General features: G+C 71.7%; 16 protein-coding genes and 1 pseudogene. 10 read left to right on the plus strand and 7 right to left on the minus strand.

Annotated features, from left to right (window positions below; translation table 11 throughout):
- Positions 1 to 57 precede the first annotated feature (57 nt).
- Positions 58 to 936, minus strand: a complete 879-nt coding sequence (gene mshD / locus AB0J66_RS11285) for a mycothiol synthase (protein WP_364658599.1) — start codon at positions 934 to 936, stop codon at positions 58 to 60.
- Between the two features lie 7 nt (positions 937 to 943).
- Positions 944 to 1,666, minus strand: a complete 723-nt coding sequence (locus AB0J66_RS11290) for a response regulator transcription factor (RefSeq protein ID WP_364658602.1) — start codon at positions 1,664 to 1,666, stop codon at positions 944 to 946.
- 223 nt (positions 1,667 to 1,889) lie between these two features.
- On the opposite strand from AB0J66_RS11290, the gene AB0J66_RS11295 reads away from it, so the two are divergent.
- From AB0J66_RS11295 to AB0J66_RS11315, 5 genes are all read left to right on the plus strand, one after another.
- Positions 1,890 to 2,861, plus strand: coding sequence for a hypothetical protein (locus AB0J66_RS11295; protein WP_364658605.1), 972 nt, complete (start codon positions 1,890 to 1,892; stop codon positions 2,859 to 2,861).
- 75 nt (positions 2,862 to 2,936) lie between these two features.
- The gene (locus AB0J66_RS11300; RefSeq protein WP_364658607.1) at positions 2,937 to 3,728 is read left to right on the plus strand and encodes a DUF2993 domain-containing protein; all 792 of its coding nucleotides are present in this window, start codon (positions 2,937 to 2,939) and stop codon (positions 3,726 to 3,728) included.
- 70 nt (positions 3,729 to 3,798) lie between these two features.
- On the plus strand, positions 3,799 to 3,876 hold the full coding sequence (locus tag AB0J66_RS11305) for an Ms5788A family Cys-rich leader peptide (protein ID WP_360248245.1): 78 nt from the start codon (positions 3,799 to 3,801) through the stop codon (positions 3,874 to 3,876).
- A gap of 163 nt (positions 3,877 to 4,039) precedes the next feature.
- The gene (locus AB0J66_RS11310; RefSeq protein WP_364658609.1) at positions 4,040 to 4,888 is read left to right on the plus strand and encodes a sulfurtransferase; all 849 of its coding nucleotides are present in this window, start codon (positions 4,040 to 4,042) and stop codon (positions 4,886 to 4,888) included.
- Between the two features lie 5 nt (positions 4,889 to 4,893).
- Entirely contained in the window at positions 4,894 to 5,226 is a 333-nt protein-coding gene (locus AB0J66_RS11315) for a DUF1416 domain-containing protein (protein ID WP_364658612.1), read from the plus strand.
- Positions 5,227 to 5,269: 43 nt separating this feature from the next.
- Here AB0J66_RS11315 and AB0J66_RS11320 read toward each other — a convergent pair whose 3' ends face one another.
- A complete protein-coding gene (locus AB0J66_RS11320; protein ID WP_364658709.1) occupies positions 5,270 to 5,566 on the minus strand; it encodes a co-chaperone GroES in 297 nt (98 codons plus the stop codon).
- Between the two features lie 148 nt (positions 5,567 to 5,714).
- Here AB0J66_RS11320 and AB0J66_RS11325 point away from each other — a divergent pair, with 148 nt between their 5' ends.
- Positions 5,715 to 6,968 carry an AI-2E family transporter gene (locus AB0J66_RS11325; protein WP_364658614.1) on the plus strand — a complete coding sequence of 418 codons (1,254 nt, stop codon included), beginning with the start codon at positions 5,715 to 5,717 and terminating at the stop codon, positions 6,966 to 6,968.
- A 43-nt stretch (positions 6,969 to 7,011) separates the two neighbouring features.
- Positions 7,012 to 7,635, plus strand: coding sequence for a DinB family protein (locus AB0J66_RS11330; protein ID WP_364658617.1), 624 nt, complete (start codon positions 7,012 to 7,014; stop codon positions 7,633 to 7,635).
- A gap of 968 nt (positions 7,636 to 8,603) precedes the next feature.
- On the opposite strand, the pseudogene AB0J66_RS11335 reads toward AB0J66_RS11330, so the two are convergent.
- Positions 8,604 to 10,103: pseudogene (locus tag AB0J66_RS11335) on the minus strand (PrsW family glutamic-type intramembrane protease); the annotation flags it as partial.
- Positions 10,104 to 10,151: 48 nt separating this feature from the next.
- Positions 10,152 to 11,312, minus strand: a complete 1,161-nt coding sequence (locus tag AB0J66_RS11340) for an FUSC family protein (RefSeq protein WP_364658619.1) — start codon at positions 11,310 to 11,312, stop codon at positions 10,152 to 10,154.
- A 110-nt stretch (positions 11,313 to 11,422) separates the two neighbouring features.
- Between AB0J66_RS11340 and AB0J66_RS11345 the strand changes: the two genes are divergently transcribed.
- A complete protein-coding gene (locus AB0J66_RS11345; RefSeq protein ID WP_364658622.1) occupies positions 11,423 to 12,055 on the plus strand; it encodes a metal-dependent phosphohydrolase in 633 nt (210 codons plus the stop codon).
- Here the strand turns inward: AB0J66_RS11345 and AB0J66_RS11350 are convergent.
- Together AB0J66_RS11350 and AB0J66_RS11355 are read right to left on the minus strand one after the other, a co-directional pair.
- Entirely contained in the window at positions 12,045 to 12,308 is a 264-nt protein-coding gene (locus AB0J66_RS11350) for a DUF4031 domain-containing protein (protein WP_364658625.1), read from the minus strand. The two genes, AB0J66_RS11345 and AB0J66_RS11350, sit on opposite strands and share 11 nt — an antisense overlap.
- A complete protein-coding gene (locus AB0J66_RS11355) occupies positions 12,305 to 14,104 on the minus strand; it encodes a glycerol-3-phosphate dehydrogenase/oxidase (protein WP_364658627.1) in 1,800 nt (599 codons plus the stop codon). Before AB0J66_RS11355 ends, AB0J66_RS11350 begins: the two co-directional genes overlap by 4 nt.
- A gap of 176 nt (positions 14,105 to 14,280) precedes the next feature.
- On the opposite strand from AB0J66_RS11355, the gene AB0J66_RS11360 reads away from it, so the two are divergent.
- Both AB0J66_RS11360 and AB0J66_RS11365 read left to right on the plus strand, forming a co-directional pair.
- Entirely contained in the window at positions 14,281 to 19,530 is a 5,250-nt protein-coding gene (locus AB0J66_RS11360) for an Ig-like domain-containing protein (protein ID WP_364658630.1), read from the plus strand.
- Positions 19,531 to 19,576: 46 nt separating this feature from the next.
- Complete coding sequence (locus AB0J66_RS11365) at positions 19,577 to 24,133, plus strand: Ig-like domain-containing protein (RefSeq protein WP_364658632.1); 4,557 nt, start codon at positions 19,577 to 19,579, stop codon at positions 24,131 to 24,133.
- Positions 24,134 to 24,232: the final 99 nt, after the last annotated feature.

The raw sequence follows: 24,232 nt of genomic DNA on the forward strand, positions 1-24,232 counted from the left end.
GACAGTTACCGCCCCGAGATGCGACCTTGTCTTGTTCGTGACACGTGGGACGGGGCGTCAGTGACGCTGGTAACTCACGTCCGTCTTGTAGATCTCGAAGCCCAGACGGCGGTACAGAGCAACCGCGGCGGCGTTCGACTCGTCCACGTAAAGATTCGACACGGTGAGCCCCTGGGCGGCCAGATGCCGCAGGCCGGCCACGCTCAGCGCGGCCCCCAGGCCCCGCCGGTGCCCGCTCGGGTCGATGCCGAGCACGTAGATCTCGCCCAGCGCCGGATCGTCGCCGGAGGCCGAGTGGACCTTGGTCCAGTGGTAGCCGAGCAGCGTGTCCTCGATGTCCACGGCGAGCAGGAAGCCGGCCGGGTCGAACCACGGCTCGCCCTCGCGCAGCAACAGGTCGTCGAGGGTCCAGCGGCCCTGCTCGGGGTGGTGGGCGAACGCGCGGGCGTTGACCGCCAGCCAGGACTCCTCGTCGGCGCCGGGGCGGAAGCCGCGCACGGTCACACCCGCGGGCAGCGGCACGTCGGGCAGGGGCTCGAGCAGCGAGCGGCGCATCTGCCACAGGACGCGCACACGGTCGAAACCGCTCTTTTCGGCGAAGGCGCGCGCGCCGGCCTCGTCGCCGTGGGCCCAGAACCGCAGCGGGCCGTCACCGGCCGCCGCCAGCAGCGCCGTGCCGTGGCCGCGGCGGCGGTGGGCCGGGTGAACGAAAAGCTCGCCGGACGCGTCCTCGACGAACGCGTAACCGGCGAGCTCATTGTCCTGGTAAGCCAGGTAGTGCCGTTGCGTGGCGGGATCGCCCCCGCCGCGCGCACGGAGAACCACATCCTCGGACAGGGGGTAGACACCGTCGGCTGTCTCCGCGGCCGCGGCCAGCGCGAGAACGCCGGCCGCCTCCGCGGCTGTCAGCCGGTCCGTGGACCGGATCTCCGTCATGCTCGGATCAGACCGGCAGCGAGACGGGCTCGTTGTCCGGCAGCTGGCGGCCCGACGGCGGGGTCACGAACTTGTAGCCCACCTGGCGGACCGTGCCGATCATCGACTCGTACTCCGAGCCGAGCTTGGCCCGCAGGCGCCGCACGTGCACGTCGACCGTGCGGGTGCCGCCGAAGTAGTCGTAACCCCAGACCTCACGCAGCAGCTGGTCGCGGGTGAAGACCCGGCCCGGGTGCTGGGCGAGGAACTTGAGCAGCTCGAACTCCTTGTACGTGAGGTCGAGCGGGCGGCCCTTGAGCTTCGCCGCGTACGTGTCGGGGTCGATGTTGAGCTCGCCCGCGCGGATCGAGCCACCGGCGCCGGCGGTCGCGTTGCTCAGCCGGCCGACCCCGAGCCGCAGCCGGGCCTCGACCTCGGCCGGGCCGGCGCTGGCCAGGATGACGTCGTCGACGCCCCAGTCGGCGTTGAGCGCGATCAGGCCGGCCTCGGTCACGACCGCCATCAGCGGGACGCCGATGCCGGTCGCATGCAGCATGCGGCACGTGGCGCGGGCCTCGGAGAGCTCGGATCGGGCGTCGACCAGGACGGCGTCGGGGCTCGGCCCCGACACCAGGGTGCGAACGTCGCGGGGGGCGGTCCGTACGGAGTGGGGAAGCAGATCCAGCGCGGGCAGCACGGCGGATGGTTCGCCGGCCCGTGCCGTCACCAACAGAAGGATTTCCACACTCACCTCCGTCCTTGCGGCTCGAGGCCGCTCAGGGTGACTCATCGGCGTTACATTTCCCGGCGTCACCGACGGGTGGGCTGGGGCTTACCTTAACCGATCCATCGCCCCGAGCACCTCGATCGTTTGTCCAAGTGATGTAGTGAACGCTCCCAAGGAGGGTTTGTAACAGGGCTTTAACACGGGCCGGGGAATTGGGCGCCGGGCCCGGGTCTGGCACGATCGCTGCGTGTTCCCCTCCATGCCGCAGGACGACCCCTGGGACGCCGACGCGTCGCGTGAGATCGCGCGCTCCGGCGGCAAGCGGCCGCTCTCCGGCGACACCGACCCGGCCGAGCCCACCGAGGACGACGAGTTCGAAGAGATCGAGGTCGTCCCCGTCCGGCGACAGTTGTCGCTGGCCATCGCCGGGTTCGCCGGGCTCCTGGCGGTCGGGCTGATCCTCGGGGCGCAGACCTCGGCCCCGGACGCCCGGCTTCCGTACGCGATCGTCCTGTTCGGCGTCCAGGCTCTCTATCTGATCGCCTGGATCATGGCGCTGCGCCCGCCGGCGGCCGCCGTCACCGCCGGGGTCAGCGCGGTGGTCGCGCTCGTGGCCGACTATCTGGCCGTCACCCGTACGGAACCAGCGCTGCTCCCGCTCGTCTGGGTGCTGCTCGCGGGTTTCGTGGTGGCGTTCGTGGGCCAGTTCGTCCGCGCCGGCGACCGCGCCCGGGCCCGCGACTCGTGGCGGGCGACCCTGGCCATCGTCGGCGGCGTGGTCGCGTACGCGGTCCCGATCCTGCTCACCCGCCAGGAGTCCGGCGCCCAGGCGCTGACCATGTGCGTCACCGCGGCCGGCGTGGCCCTGGTCGTGGCCCGGGCCACCGACGCCGTGCTGCCCAAGCCGCGCATCGCGGCCCAGGTCCCGCGGGGCGCGGCCGGCGTGGTGCTGGGCGCGATGCTCGGCACGCTGGCCGCGGCGGCCCTCGGCAGCGTGCTGGTGCTGCCCTTCACCCCGGCCAAGGGCGCCGTGATCGGCCTGATCTCGGTGGTGGCGGCCCACCTGGTCGACCTGGCGGTCAACTTCGGGCAGGCCGGGCGCCGGCTGGCCGGCGACGCGCCGACCTTCTGGGTCGCCCGGCACATGCAGGGTCCGCTGGGGTCTTTCGCCCTGATCGCCCCGGTGGCGTACGCGGTGACGCACTGGTACCTCGGGTAGCCGTTTCGCGCCGCGGTGGAACGGGGCATGTACCTTTCCGTCGTCGAACGCGTCGGAAGAGCGCTAGGAGGTCCGGTGGCCGAGGTGTACGGGACGCAACAGCGACCCCGCAAACGGCGCGGCCGCCGTCTGCTGATCACGCTCATCGTCTTCCTCGTCCTGATCGGCGTGCTGCTCGTGGTCGCCGACCGGGTCGCCGCGTCGTACGCCGAGCGCATGATCAGCGACCGGGTGGCCGACCAGGTCGCCCAGCAGAAGGCGACCAGCGAGAAGCCCGACGTGACGGTCGAGGGCGTGCCGTTCCTGACCCAGGTCCTGGACGGCAACTACCAGGAGATCCACATCAAGCTGCCCAACTTCTCCGGCCCGGCCGGCAACGGCGGCACGATCAAGACCGATCTCCTGGATGTCCGGGCGACCGACGTGAACGCCCCGCTCGACACCTTGCGCTCCGGCAACGGCGACGTGGTGGCGGGCGCGGTCACGGGCACCGGCACGATCGACTACGCCCAGGTCGCCGAGCTGATCAATCAGCCCGGCCTGAAGCTGGCCGAGCAGAACGGCAAGCTGGTCGGCACCGCGCCCGTCCAGGCCCTGGGCCAGACCTTCAACGTCTCGGGCGCGGCCACGGTGACCGTCAAGGACGACGCCGTGCAGATCCGCTTCTCCGACGTGACCGCCGAGGGCCTGCCGGACGTGCCGCTGGTCAAGAACCTCATCGCCTCCTACGTCCAGAAGCTGGGCGTCGACCTGCGGGTCCCGGCGCTCCCGCTCAACCTGAAGGTGCAGAAGGTCGAGCCGCAGGCCGACGGTCTGCGCTTCACCGCCGGCGCCACCAACGTGTCACTGAGCACGGGCGGGCTGTGACTGTGGTTATGTTCCCGGATGGTGGTCGAGGCTGTTACCGGCACGTGAAGCGCTGGTAGGGTCACTTTTCATGAGCCCCTTGCTCACCAAGAGGCGCGCGGTCGACCTGTGCCGCGTGGCCGCCTGCCTGTGTTGCTCCGTCCTCTGACGGAGCCACTAGTGCTGAGCAAGATGTAGCTCGTTTCATCGGCAGTGGCGCCGTCGCACGACAGCACGAGATCCCTTTTTCTTCTCCACTGGGTCCCGCGCGCGGTGCGACAAGATCTCCGTGCGCTGACTCTCCCCCATCTCCACCGACAGGGAGTGAACCGATGAGTCGCGACACCGCACTCGTCTCGGCCGACTGGGCCGAGCAGAACCTCGACACCCCGGGCATCGTCTTCGTCGAGGTCGACGAAGACACGACCGCCTACGACGGCGGCCACATCCCCGGCGCCATCAAGATCGACTGGAAGAAGGACCTGCAGGACCCGGTCCGCCGCGACTTCGTCAACCAGGAGCAGTTCGGCGCGCTCCTCTCCGAGCGCGGCATCTCCAACGACGACGTCGTGGTGCTCTACGGCGGCAACAACAACTGGTTCGCCGCGTACGCGTACTGGTACTTCAAGCTCTACGGCCACGACCAGGTCAAGCTGCTCGACGGCGGCCGCAAGAAGTGGGAGCTCGACGCCCGGCCGTACACCAAGGACGTGCCGGTCCGCGAGAAGACCACGTACACGGCCCAGGCACCCGACCTGTCGATCCGCGCCTTCCGCGACGAGGTCGTCGAGGCCATCGGCGTGAAGAACCTGGTCGACGTGCGCAGCCCCGACGAGTTCGCCGGCCGCCTGCTCGCCCCGGCCCACCTGCCCCAGGAGCAGTCGCAGCGCGGCGGCCACATCCCGACCGCGATCAGCGTGCCGTGGAGCAAGGCGGCCAACGAGGACGGCACCTTCAAGTCCGACGAGGAGCTCGCCAAGATCTACGGTGAGGCCGGCCTCGACGGCAGCAAGGACACCATCGCCTACTGCCGCATCGGCGAGCGCTCCTCGCACACCTGGTTCGTGCTCAAGGAGCTGCTCGGCCAGCAGAACGTCAAGAACTACGACGGCTCCTGGACCGAGTACGGCTCACTCATCGGCGTCCCGATCGCCCTCGGCGACGAGCCCGGAAAGGCGTGATCACCGTGACTTCACCGTCCGACACCGCGGCCGGCTGCGCCGCCCCCGACCAGTCGGCCCCGCTGCCGGCCGGCGTCGACCTGACCCGCGAGACGGTCATCACCGGTGTCGTCAGCACGGCCGGCGGTGACGCCGTCGGCGGCGCCTACGTGCGGCTGCTCGACGGCACCGGCGAGTTCACGGCCGAGGTCGTCACCTCGCCCGAGGGCTCGTTCCGCTTCTTCGCCGCCCCCGGCTCGTGGACGCTGCGCGCCCTGTCCCGCAGCGGCAACGGCGAGGTCGTCGTCGACGCCACGGTCGGCGTCAACGAGGTCGGCCTGAGCGTCTCGCCCGCCTAGGTTTCACGAGAAAGGGCTCCCCCCAGCGGGGGAGCCCTTTTGTTTACAGGTACAGGCCGGTGCCGTCGGACTCGACCCGGCTGGCCGCCACCGCGTGCACGTCGCGCTCGCGCAACAACACGTACCCCTTGCCGTGCAGCTCGACCTCGGACCGGTCATCAGGGTCGAACAGGACACGGTCACCGACGACTATCGAGCGCACGTTCGGCCCGACCCCGACCGCGGTGGCCCAGGACAGCCGGCGACCCACCGAAGCGGTCGCCGGGATCACGATGCCCGCGGAGGAACGGCGCTCACCCTCACCCCCGTCCTGGCGGACGAGGACGCGATCGTGCAGCATGCGGATGGGCAATCCGCTCTCGGTACGGGTGTCGGTGCTCACGAATGCAGACGGTACGCCTGGTTTTGCCGGTGCTGCCTGCGGGGATCTAGCTGCGTCGGACTACTACGGTGGTGGTTGCGAACAGCAATCGCGAGGGGGTAGGCGGTTGAGCCGCTTGGAGCGTGTCCGGGACAACCTCCGGAAGGCCTATGACTCGGGCCGTGAGTCCGTGCGCCAGGCGCGCGCCCACGACAACACCGCCGAGACCGACACCGAGGTCGAGTTCGAGCCGCCGGCGCCCGAGCCGGAGGACGTGCACTACTCGACCAACAGCCGCGACGACGCCGAGGTACCGCACTCGCTGCGCATCGCCGCCGCCTGGGGCTGGCGCCTGATCGTGGTCGGCCTGGTCGGCTGGGTGCTGCTGCGCTTCATCGGCGTCATCAGCGTGGTCGTCATCCCGCTGTCGATCTCGCTGCTGCTCTCGGCGCTGCTCTCCCCGGCCGTGGCCCTGCTGCGCCGCGCCCTGCCGGCCTCGCTGGCCACGTTCCTGGTGCTGATCTGCGGCCTGGCCGCGGTCGCGGGCACCCTCACCCTGGTGATCAACCAGTTCGTCAACGGGCTGCCCGAGCTGACCAGGAACGCCAGCGAGGGTGTCCGGCAGATCCAGGAATGGCTCAAGACGGGCCCCCTGCACCTCTCCGACGACCAGGTCAACCGGGCCATCGACAACGCGCAGACCTGGGTCAACGCGCACACGGCCCAGCTCACCTCGACCGGCATCTCCACCGCGGCCACCGTCTTCGAGGTGCTGACCGGCATGCTGCTGGTCCTGTTCTCGACGTTCTTCTTCCTCCGCGACGGCCGCAAGATCTGGCGCTTCATCGTCCGGCTCTTCCCGGTCAACGCCCGCTGGTCACTGGCCGACGCCGGCGACGCGTCCTGGTCGACGCTCGGCTCCTACGTGCGGGCCACCGTCCTGGTCGCCTTCATCGACGCCGTCGGCATCGGCATCGCCCTGGTCGTGCTGGACATCCCGTTCCCGTTCCCGCTGGCCGCGCTGGTCTTCCTCGGCGCCTTCATCCCGATCGTCGGGGCCAGCGTCTCCGGCGCCGTGGCCGTGCTGGTCGCCCTGGTCGACCAGGGCTGGGTGATCGCCCTGATCGTGCTCGGCGCCGTCATCCTGGTCCAGCAGGTCGAGGGCCACATCCTCCAGCCCCTGATCATGGGTCGCGCGGTCGCCATCCACCCGCTGGCCGTCATCATCGGCATCGCCTCGGGCGTCGTCCTGGCCGGCATCATCGGCGCCCTGATCGCGGTCCCGCTGATCGCCGTCCTCAACACCGGCATCCGCCGCCTGGCCCGCCGCCGCCCCGAGATCCCACCCGACGCGGTCGTGGTCACCGGGGGCGCCGCCTAAAATCGCTTGGCCGTACGGGCCCTCGCGCTCTACAACTCAGGCAATGAGAGCCGACGATGTAACGCGCGCCGTGTCCCTGGCCATCACCACCCTGACCCCCGCCGACAAACACGACTGGAGCCGCCCGGCCGGCACCCTGACCTGGACCTGCTGGGAAACGGTCGAGCACCTGGCCGACTGCCACTTCGGCTACGCGGCCCAGCTGACCCCGGCTCACCCGTCCACCACCACGTGGGTGAAGTTCGGCTACCGGCAGCCCCGCCCCGAAGGCCCCGCCCTGACCCTCTACGTCGAGCCCGAGGAGGGCGCGGGCGCCCTCCTCGAAGTGCTCGAATCCTCCGCCGGCCTGCTGTCGGCAGTGGTCGCCACCGTCCCACCGGACCGCATGTCGTTCCACAGCTACGGCCCCTCGAACGCCTCCGGCTTCGCCGCCATGGCCGTGGTCGAGGTCCTGACCCACACCCACGACATCGCCCAGGGCCTCGACCTGACCTGGACACCCCCGGCCGACCTGTGCACGGCCGCCCTGCGCCGGTTGTTCCCCTGGGCCCCCACCGACACCGACCCCTGGGAGACCCTCCTGTGGGCCACCGGCCGCGCCGACCTCCCCGGCCAGGAGCACCAGACCTCCTGGAAGTGGGACGGCACGCCCCGGGACCCCGCCTGACACCCGCCCGCCCCACCGACAGGCCGGCAAGCGCGCAGGAGGCCGACCTACCGCAGAGCTGCCACCTAGAGGCGGCCCACGCGCAGAGCTACCAGCCAGAGGCCACCCACATGTAGAGCAGCAGCCCAGAGGCACCCACCGCGCAGAGCAGCCACCCAGAGCCCGCCAGCTACCCCGCGGTGCGCCAGCTACCCCGCGGTCCGCGAGCCACCCCGCGGCCCGCCCACCCAGGGGGACCGCCCGATGCCATTTTCGCCCATCTGGCCAAGATCATGCTGTCGAGAGCCGGGCGGCCTGTGGACAGGCCGCGATTGTGGACAACCCGTCGGCTAAACGGAATTGTGCTCGGCAGTCGGCTGCGGGCAGGACTGAGTCAGCCGGCCCGGCGGTTCACCATTGGCGCTGGGGCTGACCTGTCCGCTTCAGGACTGTGAATGGTCTGGCTTGTCGGCCGAAGGCTCTTGGGCCGGAGGCTCTTGGGCCGGAGGCTGCTCGGTGGGGACGGGCGCGAACGGGGGCGGGCTGGGGTAGCTGTAGGGCGTGCTCGGCGCGGAGGGGACTGCCGGCGGCGGTGAAGTCGGCGGGTTGTGGGCCGGCGACGTGGGATGGCCTGGCTGGTGGGGTGAGGAAGAAGCGGGCTCGCCAAGGGGGTCAGGCGATTCAGGCCGGCCAGATGCGACGGGCTGACTGGACGAATCGGGCTGTCCGGATGCGGCAGGCTGACTAGGTGAACCGGGCTGGCCGGATGGGGCGAGCTGGGCGTCAGGCTGCGGAGCGTAGTACGGCTGGGTGCCATACGGGTGCTGCGTCCCGTAGGCGGGTTGGGCACCGGATGTGGGCTGCTGACCGTAACCGGGCTGAGTGCCATAAGCCGGCTGAGAGCCGTAACCAGGCTGCGTCCCATGGGAGGGCTGCCCGCTGCCGTATCCCGGTGGGGTGCCGTAGCCGCTCTGGCCGCCGCCATAGCCAGGCTGAGACCCATAGCCCGGCGCGGTGCCATAGCCCGGCTGGGACCCATAGCCAGGCTGAGACCCATAGCTAGGCTGAGCACCGTAGCCGGGCTGAGCACCATAGCCACCGCCGTAGGGCAGGCCGGGCTGGGGGCCGTAACCCGGGTAGGACGGCGCGAAGACCGGCTGAGGGGCGGCGATCGGGATCGGCACCACCGGCTCCGAGGGTGGGGCGATGGTGCGGGTGACGCCGTCCGGAAAGCGGATCTGGTAGGACTGGCCGTCCCAGAAGGCCTGCGGGGTGGCCGGGTCGCGGCCGGTGAAGGCGGCGCGGTAGTCGAGGATCTCGGCGAGCAGGCGTTGTTCCTCGGCGGCGGCGCGCTGGAGTTCGGCCGGTTTGCGGTCGAGGCCGCGCTGCATGCCGTCGCGGAGCAGGGCCAGCTGGGTGGCGGTGAACTGGAAGCTGCGCATCGCCTTCTGGCCGGTGGCGCCGGCGACCCGCTTGGCCCACTGGCGGGCCGAGTAGCGGCGGCCGAGGCTGCCGAGCGCGGCCACCTCGGGCGGGGAGAACCAGCCGGTACGGACGTAGAAGGGCAGCACCCGCTCGGTGAGCCGGCCTTCCCAGCTGCGCAGGGCGATGGCGAAGCCGACGACCGCGAAGAAGAACGGCACCATGAAGCCCAAATACCCGTACAGCATGATCAGGGGCTGGGTGAGGCTGACCGACAGCGTGGGCAGCAGGTTGAACGTGCCGTGCAGGATCATCGCCAGGAGCAGGCCGGCGATGGGGGCCAGCCAGCGCACCCGGCGGTCGCCGGAGCGGGCCGCCAGGCCGAGGCCGATGCCGGTCATCGAGCTGAACAGCGGGTGGGCGAAGCCGGTGAACAGGATCCGCACGATGAAGATGGCGAACAGGTTCTGCAGGCCGGTGGCCGGGCCGTACTGCTCGACGCCGGAGGCGTAGCCGTGACCGCCCAGGTAGAGGATGTTCTCGACCATGGCGAAGCCGAGGGCGGACAGCCCGATGTAGACGATGCCGTCGGTGATGCCGGACCATTCGGCGCGGCGGCGCCAGAAGAGCAGGAACGGGCCGAGCGCCTTCATCGACTCCTCGATGAAGGGGGCCACGAGCACGGCGACCAGCGCCTCGGGCAGGCCCCACTTGTCGAACAGGTTGGCCGTCACGGTGTTGACGAACAGGGCGACCGAGGTGGCGATCGCGGCGCCCCAGACGAAGCAGAAGGCCAGGTAGCGGATCGGCTCGGGCTCGTACCGGTCGAGCCAGAGGAAGGCCGAGACCAGCAGCGGCACCGGCAGCACGGCGGCCGCGAGACCGACCAGCAGGCTGGTCACACCGATGTTGAAGCCCAGGTAGAGCAGCAGGCCGATCGCGCCGGCGAGCAGGAACGCGACGACACCGGCGATGGGCAGCCAGCGTCGCCAGCCCGTCCGGGGCTTACCCGAGGTCACCACGGGCAGGTCGGGGGGCACCGGGGCGCCCGGCGAAACGTCGGCCATGCCCGCCAGCGTAGTCACCCGGTCGACGGACGACCGCCCCGAGGACGATCAAGATCGGGGTGTACGCCGTTTGGCCGAGCGCGGTCGCAGGTGCCAGCCGACGGCGCGGCGGACCAGCCGGGGCGCTTCCGCGTAGTCGACGCCGCTGGCCCGCAGCAGGTCGGTGGCGGCGGTGCGGATCTGGGCCACGATGACGCCGCCGGAGAAGCCCACACCCTGCTCGTACGCTCGTCCGCACTCGGTCGCCGCCCGCAGCGCCCGCTCCCGGGCCGCGACCGGTTCGACGCCCTTGGCCCACTCCTGCTTGAGCAGCTCGACCGCGTCGCCCAGCAGCCGCACCGAGACCGGCAGGACGTCCGGGATCGTCTCGTCGTCGCCCAGCGCCGTGTCGACCCGCCGGCTCAGCACGCGGATGTTGCGCAGCATGTAGGTGATCTGGTCGGCCCCGTCGACGTAGAGGGCCAGCGCGCCCCGGTTGCGCCACCGGGCCGGCGCGAACGCCACGTTCTCCCGGGCCGCTGCCACCGCCGCCGAGAACGCCGCGAACGTCCCCTCGGCCGCCCGCAGCCCGGCCAGCGCGTCGCGTACCTCGTCCCGGTCCCGTTCGCTCAGGCCGGCCGCCACCCGGTGCAGCCCGTCGGCCAGGGCCTGCAGCGCCGGGTCGGCCGCCCGCCGGACCACGCTGAGCGGGTTCAGCGGCAGCAGCAGCGTCATCACGATCAGCCCGATGCCGCCGCCCACCAGCGCGTCGAGGAACCTGGTCCAGGGCAGCCCGGTGCTCGAGGTCAGGGTGGCCACCAGCACCGCCGACGAGGCCGACTGGACGACCAGCGGGGTGCCGCCGCCGACCGCGGTCGCGACGAGCACGGCCAGCACCACGATCAGGCCGATCTGCCACGGGCCGCTGCCGATCAGCAGGATCAGCGCGTCCCCGATGCCGATCCCGATGGCCACGCCGAGGACCAGCTCGGTGGTGCGTTTCACGCGCTGGCCGACCGACGAGGCGAGCGTGATGACGGCGGCGATGGGCGCGAAGAACGGCGCCGGCCGCCCGATCAGGTCGTGCGCGACGAACCAGGCGAGCCCGGCCGCCACCCCGGCCTGCACGGCGAGGGCCAGCCCGCCGCGGACCCGGCGCAGACCGGCCCGGAAGCCGGTGCGCGACCGGTCACCCGCCTTGGCCAGGTGGCCGGAGAAGCTGGACGTCACCTTCATGACCTTAGGGCTTATCTGGTGGATCAGGCGCGACCTGGGCCACGCCGCAGCCCCGCGTGATCCACCAGATAAGCCCTACAGGCAGGCGTGCCAGGATGGGCGGCGTGGAAGATCTGGTGGAACGGTTCCGGGTGGCGGCGCGGGCGGCCGGGGCGACGGTGGCCGACGACGACCTGGACGCGGCCGGCGGCTACCTGCTGACCCGCTGGTCCGAGCCGCAGCGGCAATATCACACCGTGGCGCACCTGACGGCCGTACTGGACGTCATCGACCTTCATGCCGCTCTGGCGGCTCACCCGGAGCGGGTGCGGCTGGCGGCCTGGATGCACGACGCCGTCTACGACCCGCGGGCGCTGGGTGACGCCAACGAGCGGGACAGCGCCGAGTTCGCCGAGGGCCTGCTGGTGACGCTGGGCGTGCCCGAGGCGACCGCGACCGAGGTGGCGCGGCTGGTCGGGCTGACCGCCGGGCACGCCACCGAGGAGGACGACCCGGACGGCGAGCTGCTCTGCGACGCCGACCTGGCCGTGCTGGCCGGCGACGACGAGCAGTACGCGGCGTACACCGCGGCCATCCGCCGGGAGTACGCGCACGTGAGCGACGACGCGTTCAAGGACGGCCGGGCCCAGGTCCTCAAGGCCCTGCTCGAGCTGCCGTCGATCTACCGGTTGGCCCCGCTGCGCGAGCAGTGGGAGGCCCGGGCCCGGGCCAACCTCGAGCGGGAGCTCAACGCATAAGGTGCTTCGGCCGGCGCAGACCGGCCGTCCGCAACCGCGCGGCCAGCTCGCGTGAGGGCAGCAGCGTCGCGCCGAGCCAGACCGCGCTGCGGAAGCGCGTCTCCGGGATGTCGTAGTGATCCCGGTCGAAGGCCCGGCGCGGCGCTCCCAGCATCTCGGCGAACACGTGCAGCTCCTCGTACGAGAGGTCGCTCACCAGATGTGACCAGAGCCGCCCCCGGGCCGGCCAGAGCGGCTCGTCGACGAGGATCAAAGGTCGATCTGGAGCAGGTCGACCCCGCGGTCGGCGGCGAAGCCGCGCACGTCCGGCGAGCCGACCCGGGCCGCGTCGGCGGTCGCGTCGTCGGGCATCGTCTGCGACTGCCGCTCGGCCGCCACCCGGGCCAGGTAGTGCTCGGCCTCGCGCTCGCGGACCGCCTTGTCCCAGCCCAGCACGTCGCCCATGATCTGCGCCGCGTGCTCGGCCGACTCGGTGCCGCGGTGCGAGGTCTCGATGGAGATGCGGGTGCGGCGGGTGAGCACGTCGTCCACGTGCAGCGCGCCCTCGGCCAGGGCCGCGTAGGCCACCTCGACGGCGAGATACTCGGGGGCGCCACGCAGCGGGACGGCCAGCCGCGGGTCGGCTTTCATCATGGCGAGCAGGTGGATGCTCAGCGTTCCGTACCGCTCCAGCAGGTGCTCGACCACGCCGGCGGGCACGCCGTGGCGGCGGGCCAGGTCGTGCCGGTCGCGCCAGGCGGCCGCGTAACCGTCGGCCCCGAGCAGCGGAAGGTCGGCCGTCGAGGACGCGCGGGCCGACCCGCCGAGCCGGCGGACCGCCCGGTCGATGACGTCGGCCGCCATCACCCGGTACGTCGTGTACTTGCCACCGGCCACGAGCAACAACCCGAGCATCGGCTCGATCACCGCGTGCTCGCGGGACAGCTTCGACGTCGACTCGGCCTCACCGGAGAGCAGGGGGCGCAGACCCGCGTACACGCCCTCGATGTCGTCGGTGGTCAGCGGGCGGTCGAGCACCGTGTTGACCTGGTCGAGGATGTAGCGGATGTCCCGGGCCGAGGCGGCCGGGTGGGACCGGTCGAGCTTCCAGTCGGTGTCGGTGGTGCCGATGATCCAGTGGCCGCCCCACGGAATGACGAACAGCACCGAGGTCGGCGTGCGCAGGATCAGGCCGGCCTCGCCGGTGATGGCCGAGCGCGGCACGACCAGGTGGACGCCCTTGGAGGCGCGGACCCGCAGGCCGGGGCGGAGGCCGACGTCGCTGAGCATCTGCGACATGTCGTCGCTCCACACGCCGGTGGCGGCGACGACCGTCCGGGCCCGGACCTCGAACTCGGGCTCGTCGGGCGCCTCCAGGTCGCGGACCCGCACGCCGACCACCTCGCGGGCCTCGCGCAGGAAGCCGACCACCCGGGCGCTGGTCACCACGGCCGCGCCCAGGCTGGCCGCCGTACGGGCCAGGGTGACCACCAGGCGGGCGTCGTCCACCTGGCCGTCGTAGTAGCGGATGGCGCCGCTGATCGTGTCGGCCCGCAGGCTCGGGAACAGGCGGCGGGCGCCGTCGCGGGTCAAATGCCGGTGCAGCGGCATGCCCCGGCCGGTGCCGAAAAGCCCGGCGAAGACGTCGTACGCGGCCACGCCGAGCCCGTAGTAGGCCCGCCGCCCGACCCGGGCCGCCGGGTTGCCGGCCGGCAGCGGCACCATGATCGGCACCGGGCGGACCAGGTGCGGCGCGAGCCGGGTGGAGAGCAGGCCACGCTCGGTCAGAGCCTCGTGCACCAGGTGCAGCTCGAGCTGCTCGAGATAGCGCAGCCCGCCGTGGATCAGCTTGCTGGACCGGCTGGACGTGCCGGCCGCGAGGTCGCGGGCCTCGACCAGGGCCACCTTGAGCCCGCGGGAGGCCGCGTCCAGGGCGGCGCCGGCGCCGGTGACTCCGCCCCCGACGACGAGGACGTCGAACTGCTCGTCACGCAGACGCCGCAGATCGGCGACGCGACGGATCGGTGAGAGCCGGCCGGCCGTGTAGCGAGAGACGGAGGGATCGCGCACCCGTCCCACGTTAGCGCTCGCTCCTGAATTGGCTCCTCGCTGCACCTGAACCGCACTTGGCAATTCCTAGCTTCATCTAAGGCCGGACCGCAGGAGTCCGACGCCGCCGGATGACGACGGGGACCCGCATGCACCGAGCCGTTCTGCGTTCCAGGCCGTACCGAGCACTGGTTCTCGTGGTTGTCGTCGCCGTGGCCCTGACGGCCGCGGTGACGTTGATCGGCGGTAAGGCCGACGCCGCGATCACGACCGGCTTCACCGCCCGGTTCTCGGCCAACGTGAACGGCGCGATCCTGCTGCGGGGCAACACCAACATGCTCTGCCCGGTGTCCACGGCCTGCACGGCCGCGCAGGCCGGGACGGGCGCCACCAAGGGTGAGCTGAACAACAACAACTACGTCATGGCGTACGCCGACGCGGACAGCGACCCGGCGACCTTCAACGTCAGCACCACCAAGATCACGCTGCCCTCCGGCGGCAGCAAGGTGCTGTTCGCCGGCCTGTACTGGGGCGCCGACACCAGCCCCGGCAACAGCGGCAACCCGGCCACGACACCCGCCGACCGGGACAAGGTCCTGTTCCGCACGCCGGCCGGCGCGGCCTGGCAGGCGGTGACCGCGACCAAGGTCTTCACCAACCCGACGAACTCGGCCTACCAGGGCTTCGCCGACGTCACACCGCTGGTCTCCGGGGCCGGTGACGGCGATTTCTCGGTGGCCAACATCCAGGCCGGAACGGGCAAGGACCGGTACGCCGGCTGGTCGCTCGTGATCGCGTACCAGAACCCCACCGTGGCCATGCACAGCCTGCGCGTGTTCGACGGCTTCGGCGTGGTGACCAGCAACGACACCAGCGTGAACATCCCGGTCACCGGCTTCCAGACGCCGGACAACGGCACCGTCAACGCCAAGATCGGCACGGTCGTCTACGAGGGCGACCTCGGTCTCGAGGGCGACACCCTCCAGCTGAACAGCACGTCGGTCAGCGACGCCGCCAACCCGGCCACCAACTTCTTCAACAGCACCGAGAGCGAGAACGGCACGCTGCTCAACGCCGACCGCGACCCGGGCAACCGCAACCTCATGGGCGTCGACATCGACCAGTTCGACGCGAGCGGCATGCTGGCCAACAAGGCCAAGACGGCCCAGCTCACGCTGACCACCGGCGGCGAGACGTTCTACCCGGGCGTGGTCACCTTCACCACCGACCTGTTCGCCCCCGACCTGGTCTCGACGGTCAAGGGCACCGACACCAACGCCGGCGACCTGCTGCCCGGCGACGTGGTCGAGTACAAGATCGAGGTCAAGAACAACGGCAGCGACACCGCCGACAACACTGTCATCAGCAACGCGATCCCGACCCACACGACCTACGTGCCCGGCTCGATGACGGTCGCGGGCAACTCGGTCGCCGACCCGAGCGGTGGCACGCCCACCTGGAACCTCGGCTCGATCGCGGGCGGCGCCTCGACCTGGGTCACCTTCCGGGTCAAGGTCGACAACGACACCCCGGCCGGCTACGCGGTCACCGACGTGGCCAACTCGGCCTTCACGGCCAACTTCACCGGCATGGCCGTCAGCGGCGTGGCCGCCACCGACACCATGGTCGTCCAGCAGCCGCACGCCGACCTGGCCGCGACGCTGACCGTCTCCCCCACCACCGTGCAGAAGGCGGCCGCGCCGAACGCGGTCACCTACACCGCCGTGGTCGCCAACAAGGGCACCGACCTGGAGCCGGCCGCCACCGCGACGCTGACCCTGCCGGCCGGGGTCACCGCCGGCACCCTGCCGTCGGGCTGTTCCGCCGCCGGTCAGGTCGTCACCTGCCCGGTCGGCGCCCTCGTGGCCAACAGCCAGGCCACCGTGGTCATCTCGGCCTCGGTCGCCGGCACCGCTGCCCGCTCGGCCGTGGCCACGCTCGACGTCTCGGGCACCGGTCTCGACGCCGTCTCCACCAACAACAGCGCCACCGTCACCCTCACCGTCAACACCGCCCCCAAGGCGGTCGCCGACACGGCGAGCACCGCCAACGGCCACCCGGTCTCGATCGACGTGCTCGCCAACGACACCGACACCGAGGACGCGAAGGCCGCGCTCCAGGTCACGCTCGACGTCGCGCCGGTCCACGGCACGGCGGTCGTCGCGGCCGACGGCAGCATCACCTACACGCCGGCCGCGGGCTGGGTCGGCGCCGACACCCTGCGCTACCTCCTGACCGACTCCGACGGCGGCACGGCCACGGCCACGGTCGCCCTGACCGTCACCAACGCGGCCCCGGTGGCCAACGACGACGTGGCCGCCACCCCGGCCGGCACCAAGGCCGACATCTCGCCGCTGGCCAACGACTCCGACCCGGACGGCAACCCGATCCACCTCGCCGCGATCACCCAGCCGCCGGCGGCGGCGGGCACGGTCACGCGCGCGGGCGACGTCGTCACGTACGTCCCGGCCGCCTCCTTCCACGGCACCGCGACCTTCACCTACACGGTCGAGGACAGCCTGGGTGAGCAGAGCACCGGGCAGATCAGCGTCACCGTGGGCAACACCAAGCCGGTGGCTGTGCCGGATCACGCCGACGTCGCGTACGGCAAGACCGTGACCGTCGACGTGGTGGGCAACGACACCGACGCCAACGGCGAGACGCTGACCCTGGACTCGGTGGGCACGCCGGACCACGGCACCGCCACGATCAGCGGCGGCAAGGTCGTCTACGAGGCGCCGGCCGGCTTCTCCGGCGACGCCACCTTCACCTACCAGGTCACCGACGGCACCGACAAGGTGACCGGGACAGTCACCGTCACCGTGGCCAACGCCGCGCCCACGGCCGCGAACGAGACGGTCACCACCCCGTACGGCGCCCCGGTCGACATCGACGTGCTGGCCGACGCCAAGGACCCCAACACCACCGACAAACTGCGGGTCAGCGGCACCACCACGCCGGCCGGCGGCACCGTGGTGGCCGGCGCCGACGGCAAGCTGACCTACACCCCGAACCCGCGCTTCTCCGGCCAGGACACCTTCGACTACACGATCACGGACGACCAGGGCGGCTTCGCCACCGCGACCGTCAAGGTCACCGTGGCCAACGGCGTGCCGGTGGCCAAGCCCGAGTCGGTCACCGTGCCGGCCGGCACCACGGCCGTGATCGACGTGCTGGCCAACGACTCCGACCCGAACGGCGACCCGCTGACCGTCACGGTCGACGTCGCGCCCGGGCACGGCACGGTCGGCGTCGGCGCCGACGGCAAGGTCACCTACAAGCCGGCCGCCGGCTACCGCGGCGGCGACTCGTTCCACTACACGATCACCGACGGCCAGGGCGGCACGGCCGGGGCCACGGTCACGCTCGGTGTGGTCAACACCGCCCCGACGGCGCTGGACGACGCCATCGCGACCGACACCGACACCGTCGTGACCGTGCACCCGCTGGACAACGACTCCGACGAGAACGGTGACAAGATCCAGCTCGACGCGGTCACGGCGCCGGCGCACGGCACGGCCGTGCTGGGCGCGGACGGCACGATCGCGTACACCCCGGCCCCGGGCTTCCAGGGCACGGACACCTTCACCTACTCGATCACCGATGCCTTCGGCAAGACGGCCTCGGCCCTGGTGACGGTCACGGTGCGCAACGCCGCGCCGATCGCGGTCGACGACCAGTTCGTCGTGCACCCCGGCGCCACCACGACGCTGGACCTGCTGGCCAACGACGTCGACCCGAACACCGGTCAGAAGCTCAGCGTCTCCTCGGTGACCCAGCCGGCCAAGGGCGTCGTCACGATCACCGCCGACGGGAAGGTCACCTACCGGCCGAACGCGATGACCAGCGGCACCGACACGTTCACCTACGTGCTCACCGACGACCTGGGCAAGACCGACACGGCCCGGGTCACGCTGACCATCGACGCGGCCCCGGTCGCGGTGGCCGACACCGCCACGACCGTCTCCGGGAAGGCCGTGGACATCGCGGTCACCGGCAACGACACCGACCCCAACTCGTCGGCGCTGACCCTGGTCTCGGCCGGGGCCCCGGCCCACGGCACCGCGACCGTCGTCGACGGCAAGATCCGCTACACGCCCGCCGCCGGCTGGATCGGCACCGACACCTTCACGTACGTCATCAAGGACGCCGCCGGCAGCACCGCGACCGGCACGGTGACCGTCACCGTGGGCAACGCCGCCCCGGTGGCCACCGGCGACGCCGCCGCCGTGCTCACCGGCCACCACGTCGACGTGGACGTGCTGGCCAACGACACCGACGTCAACCCGGGCCAGAAGCTGACCGTGACCGCGGCCGGCACCCCGGCCCACGGCGCCGCGACCATCGTCGACGGCAGGATCCGCTACACGCCGGCGGCCGGCTACACCGGTAAGGACACCTTCACCTACACGATCAGCGACGGCCAGGGCGGCACCGCCCAGGCCACCGTCACCATCACGGTCAGCGACGGCTCCCCGGTCGCGGTGGCCGACCGGCGCACCACCGCCTACCAGGCGAAGGCGACCGTCGCGGTGCTGGCCAACGACCTCGACCCGGCCGGCTCGCTCGCCCTGACCAAGGTGAGCACGCCCGACCACGGCACGGCCACGATCAGCGGCGCCAAGGTCGTCTACACCCCGCCGGCCGGGTTCTCGGGCGTCGCCACGTTCGACTACACGGCCACCGACGGCGACGGCAACGTGACGACCGCGACCGTGACGATCATCGTCGGCACGCCTCCCGTGGTGCCGAACCGGCAGCTCGTCGCCAAGGCGGGCGCCCCGGTCCGGATCGTCATGCCGACCAAGGACGAGGCCGGTGACCCGATCACCGTGCTCTCGATCGGCGCCCCGAAGCACGGCGCGGCCAAGCTCAACCAGGACGGCACCGTGACCTACACGGCGGCGGCCGGCTGGTCGGGCACGGACAGCTTCACCTACCAGGCCGCCGACGCCGCGGGCAACCAGGCCGCGGGCACGATCACCATCACGGTCGCCGGGGTCGACACCAAGCCGGTGGCCCGCAACGACGCGGTCACGATCAACGCGGGCGACTCGGTGGTCATCCACCCGCTCGTCAACGACAAGGACGCCAACCAGGACAAGCTGACCATCACCAAGATCGGCCGGGCCCGGCACGGCTCGGCGGTGCTCAACAAGGACGGCTCGGTCACCTACGCGCCGGACGAGAGCTACGCCGGCGGGGTTGACTCGTTCACCTACACGATCAGCGACGGGCACGGCGGCGTGGCCACCGCGATCGTCACGGTCACGGTGAACGCCGCGGCCGCCGGCGGTGGTGACGACAAGCTCCCGAAGACCGGCCTGGACATCATCTCGATGGTCAGCGCGGGCGGCCTCATCGTCCTGGTCGGCGGGTTCCTGCTGATGGCCGGCCAGACCAACGGCCCCGGCCGGCACCGCCCGGGACGTCACCGGATGTCCTGAGGCATTCGGGCCACGCTGGGCGCATCGCGCGCCTAGCGTGGCCTAAGTGCGTGTAGCGGCCCTTCTCCTCGCGGTCGCCGTCACACTGGCCACACTGGTCACCGGGCGCGCCGACGCGGCGATCTCGACCGCGTTCACCAGCCGGTTCGACGTCAACGCCAACGGCGCGATCATGCTGCGCGGCAATTCGAACATGACCTGCCCGACACTCACGCTGGGTTGCCTCTCGGCCCGCACCGGCAGCGGCGTCACCGGCAACGCGCTCAACAACAACGGCTACCCGATGGTCTACACCGACACCGACGGCGACCTGCTCGGGACGTTCAACGACAGCAGCTCGACCGTCACCCTCCCACCGGGCAGCACGGTGCTCTTCGCAGGCCTCTACTGGGGCGGCCTCACCGCCCTCGGTGCCGGCGGCCTGCCCGCCCCTTCGCCCAATGACAAGAACAAGGTCAGGTTCCGAACGCCCGCGGGCGCGGCCTGGAATCAGATAATCGCCGACGATGTCTACACCTCGACCACCAACACCGCGTACGAGGGCTTCGCCGACGTGACCGCGCAGGTCGCCGGGGCCGGCAACGGCGTGTACTCGGTGGCCAACATCCAGTCCGGGACCGGCACCGGACAGTACGCCGGGTGGGCGCTCGTCATCGCGTACGGCAACGCGGCCGAGGCCCTGCGCAGCCTGCGCGTCTACGACGGCTTCGGCTCGATCACCGACGACGACGTGGACATCCCGGTCACCGGCTTCGAGACCCCGCACACCGGGGTCGTGCACACCGAGGTGGGCGCGGTCGCCTTCGAGGGCGACCTGGGCACGACCGGCGACACCCTCAAGATCGACGGACAGGTGCTGAGCGACACCGCGAATCAGCCCAACAACACCTTCAACAGCACGGTCAGCGAGGACGGCGCGATCGTCGGCGGCCGCGACCCGGGCCACCGCAACCTGCTCGGCGTCGACATCGACCAGTTCGACGCGAGCGGGAAACTCGGGCACGGCGTCACCCAGGCCACGCTGACCATGTCGACCACCGGCGACGCGTACTACCCGGGCGTCATCACCGTCGCCATCGACCTGTACGCCCCGAAGATCACCACCACGATGACCGGGACCGACGTCAACGGGGGCGATCTGCTCCCGGGCGACGAGATCGAATACCGGATCGACGTCCGCAACGAGGGCAGCGACACCGCCGACGGCGTACGCCTGGCCGACGCGATCCCCACCTACACGTCGTACGTCAGCGGCGGCGCCTACTCGGCCGGCGTCGTCACCTTCGACCTCGGCAGCATCCCGTATCTAGGCACGGCCACCGTCACGTTCCGCGTCCGGGTCGCCCTGGACACCCCGGCCCTCTACGCCATCGCCAACCTGGTCAACGTCACCTACACCGGGCGCACCACCAGCGTGAACGTGGCCGCCGTGGGCGGCACCGTGGCCACCACGGTCAAACAGCCCCGGGCCGACCTCGCCGCCGCGCTGACCGTCAGCCCGGCCGACGTGCAGCGCGCGTCGGCCCCGAACGCGGTCATCTACACCGCCACGATCAGCAACCTCGGCCCCGACCTGGAGCCGGCCGCCCGGGCCGAGCTGACCCTGCCGGCCGGGATCACGCCCGGGACGCCGCCGCCCGGCTGCACGATCGCGGGCCAGGTCGTCACCTGCTCGGCCGGCCAGCTCGTCGGCGGCAGCCAGGCCACGATCAGCATCCCGGCCTCGGCCATCTCGGGCACGACGGCCACCCTCCGGGTCTTCGGCAGCGGCCGGGACACCGTGGCGGCCAACGACACCGCCACGGCGACCCTGCGCCAGAACTCGCCACCGGTCGCGGTGCCGGACACGGCCACCACCGCCCACGCCACCCCGGTCACGGTGGCGGTCCGGGACAACGACACGGATCCCGAGGACACGAATCTCACCGTCGCCATCATCAGTCAGCCCGCGCACGGCAGCGCCGTAGTGCTGGCCGACAGCAGGATCCGCTACACCCCCGTCAACGGATGGGCCGGGGCCGACGCGTTTCCGTACCAGGTCTCGGACGGACACGGCGGCACCGCGACCGGGACGGTCACCGTGACCACAGCCAACGCGCCACCGGTGGCCAACACCGACGTCACCAATACCCCGCCCAGCACGCCGGTCACGCTGGCCGTGCTGGGCAACGACACAGACCCCAACCCCGGCGACACGCTGCACGTCACCGGTCTGGGCACGGTCGTGCCGTCCTGGGCCGGCACCGTCAGCCGCAGCGGCGACCTGGTCAGCTTCGAGCCGTCGTCGCTGTTCGCGGGCCGGGCCGCCTTCACCTACACGGCCGAGGATCCGCACGGGGCGGCGGCGACCGGTCAGGTGTACGTCGACGTGGACAACGCGGCCCCGACCGCGGCGGACGACCTGGACGAGACCCCGTACCTCACCGATGTCCTGGTCGACGTGCTCGCCAACGACCTCGACCCCAACCTCGGCGACACCATCACGATCACCTCGGCCGGCCCGCCCAGCACGGGAACGGCCACCATCGAGCCGGGCGGCATCCGCTACCGGCCACCTCCGGGCTTCTCCGGGGTCGCCACGTTCGGCTACGTCATCGAGGACAACGGGCATCTGTCGTCGAACGCCACGGTGCGGGTGACCGTCGGCAACGCCCCGCCGCACGCGGCCGACCGGACGGCGACCACGGCGTACGGCACGGCCGTGCCGATCGACGTGCTGACCTACGCCACCGACCCCAACCCGGCCGACACGCTCAGGGTCACCGGCACCACCGATCCGCTGCACGGCTCGGTCGCGGGCGAACTGATCTACACCCCGGACCCGGGCTTCTCGGGAACGGACACGTTCCTCTACACGATCGGCGACGGGCACGGCGGCACGGACACGGCCCAGGTCACGGTCACGGTGGCGAACGGGGTGCCGGTGGCCCGGGACGACTCGGTGACCGTACGGACCAACGTGCCCCAGGCCATCGACGTGCTGGCCAACGACGACGAGGACCCCAACGGCACCCCGCTGACCCTCACGGTGAGCGCGGCGCCGGACAACGGCACGGCGGTTGTCTCCTCCCACAAGATCATCTATACGCCGGGCGCCGGTTTCCACGGCACCGACTCCTTCGACTACACGCTCAGCGACGGCCTGGACACCTCGACCGCGACCGTGACCGTCGGGGTGGTCAACTCGCCGCCGGTCGCCCGGCCGGAGTCGGTCGCCACCGACACGGACACCCCGGTGACTGTCGACGTGCTCGCCAACGACGAGGACCCCAACGGGGACGCGCTCCGCCTAGTGGGCTTCACCGCGGCCGCGCACGGCACGGTGGCCCCTTCTTCGGGAGGTCTCGTCTACACGCCGGCCGGCGGCTTCTACGGCATCGACGCCTTCACCTACACCATCGAGGACACCGGCCGGCTGAGCGTCTCGGCCACCGTCACCATCACCGTGCGCAACGCCGCCCCGGTCGCCGAGGACGACAGCTTCACGGTCCGGCCGGCGGTCGACACCGTGCTGAACGTGCTGGCCAACGACCACGACCCGAACACCGGCCAACCGCTGGCCGTGTCCTCGGTCGGCGCGGCTGCGGAGGGAACGGCGGCGCTCGCCCCCGACGGGACGGTGACCTACCGAGCGGACGCCGACTCACCCGGCACCGACACCTTCACCTACGTGCTCACCGACGACTGGGGCCGCACCGACACCGCCACGGTGACCCTCACGGTCGACTGGCCCCCGACGGCCGTGGACGACGAGGCCACGACCTCCTACCGCACGCCGGTGGAGATCGCCGTGCTGGCCAACGACACCGACCCCGAGGGCCGGCCCCTCACCGTCGCGGCGACCGGCCCGACCACGCGCGGCACCGCCACGATCCTGCCCTCCGGTCAGATCCGGTACGTGCCCGCGGCGGGTTACTCCGGGCCGGAGACCTTCACCTACGCCGTACGGGACCCCGCCGGCAACCAGGCCACCGCCCACATCACCGTGACCGTCAGAAGACCCACCCCCGCCCCGGCCCCGACCACCACCACGCCGACCTCGCCCCCGAGCCCGACCTCGACCGCCACCCCGTCCAGCTCTCCCACCGGCCCGCCTAGCTCCCCCACTGGCCTGCCGTCCGACCCCGCCTCGGGCTCGCCTGGCAGCCCTACCCCCGGCTCCCCATCCACGCCGGGTGAGCCCGCCACCCCGTACAAGCCGCTGGTCCCCGACCGCGTGGCCGCCGCCGAGCCCGGCCGCCCCGTCGGCATCCCCCTGCCCGCCACCGACAAGAACGGCCGCCCGGTGCAGGTTCACGCCATCGGCCAGCCCGCCCACGGCACCGCAGTCCTCAACGCCGACGGCACGGTCACCTACACCCCCGCCCCAGGCTTCGCCGGCGTCGACTCGTTCACCTACGAGGTCGTCGACGCGAACGGCAACATCGCCACCGCCACCATCACCGTCACCGTCGGCCAGCCCGACAAGCTCCCGCTCCCCGGCGTCCTGCCCCTACCGGCCACCGGCGACAACATCCTCGCCGTCCTCGCCGGCGGCACCCTCACACTGACCATCGGCAGCGTCCTCTACTGGCTCGGCGCCCCCACCAAGCGCCGCCGCTGACCTGCCCGCGCCGCCGCCCCGCCGCCGCCCCGCCCCCACCAAGCGCCGCCGCTGACCTGCCCGCGCCGCCGCCCCGCCGCCGCCCCGCCGCGCCCGCGC

Source organism: Actinoplanes sp. NPDC049598 (genome assembly GCF_040675435.1).
In the GTDB taxonomy this organism is placed as follows: Bacteria; Actinomycetota; Actinomycetes; order Mycobacteriales; family Micromonosporaceae; genus Actinoplanes.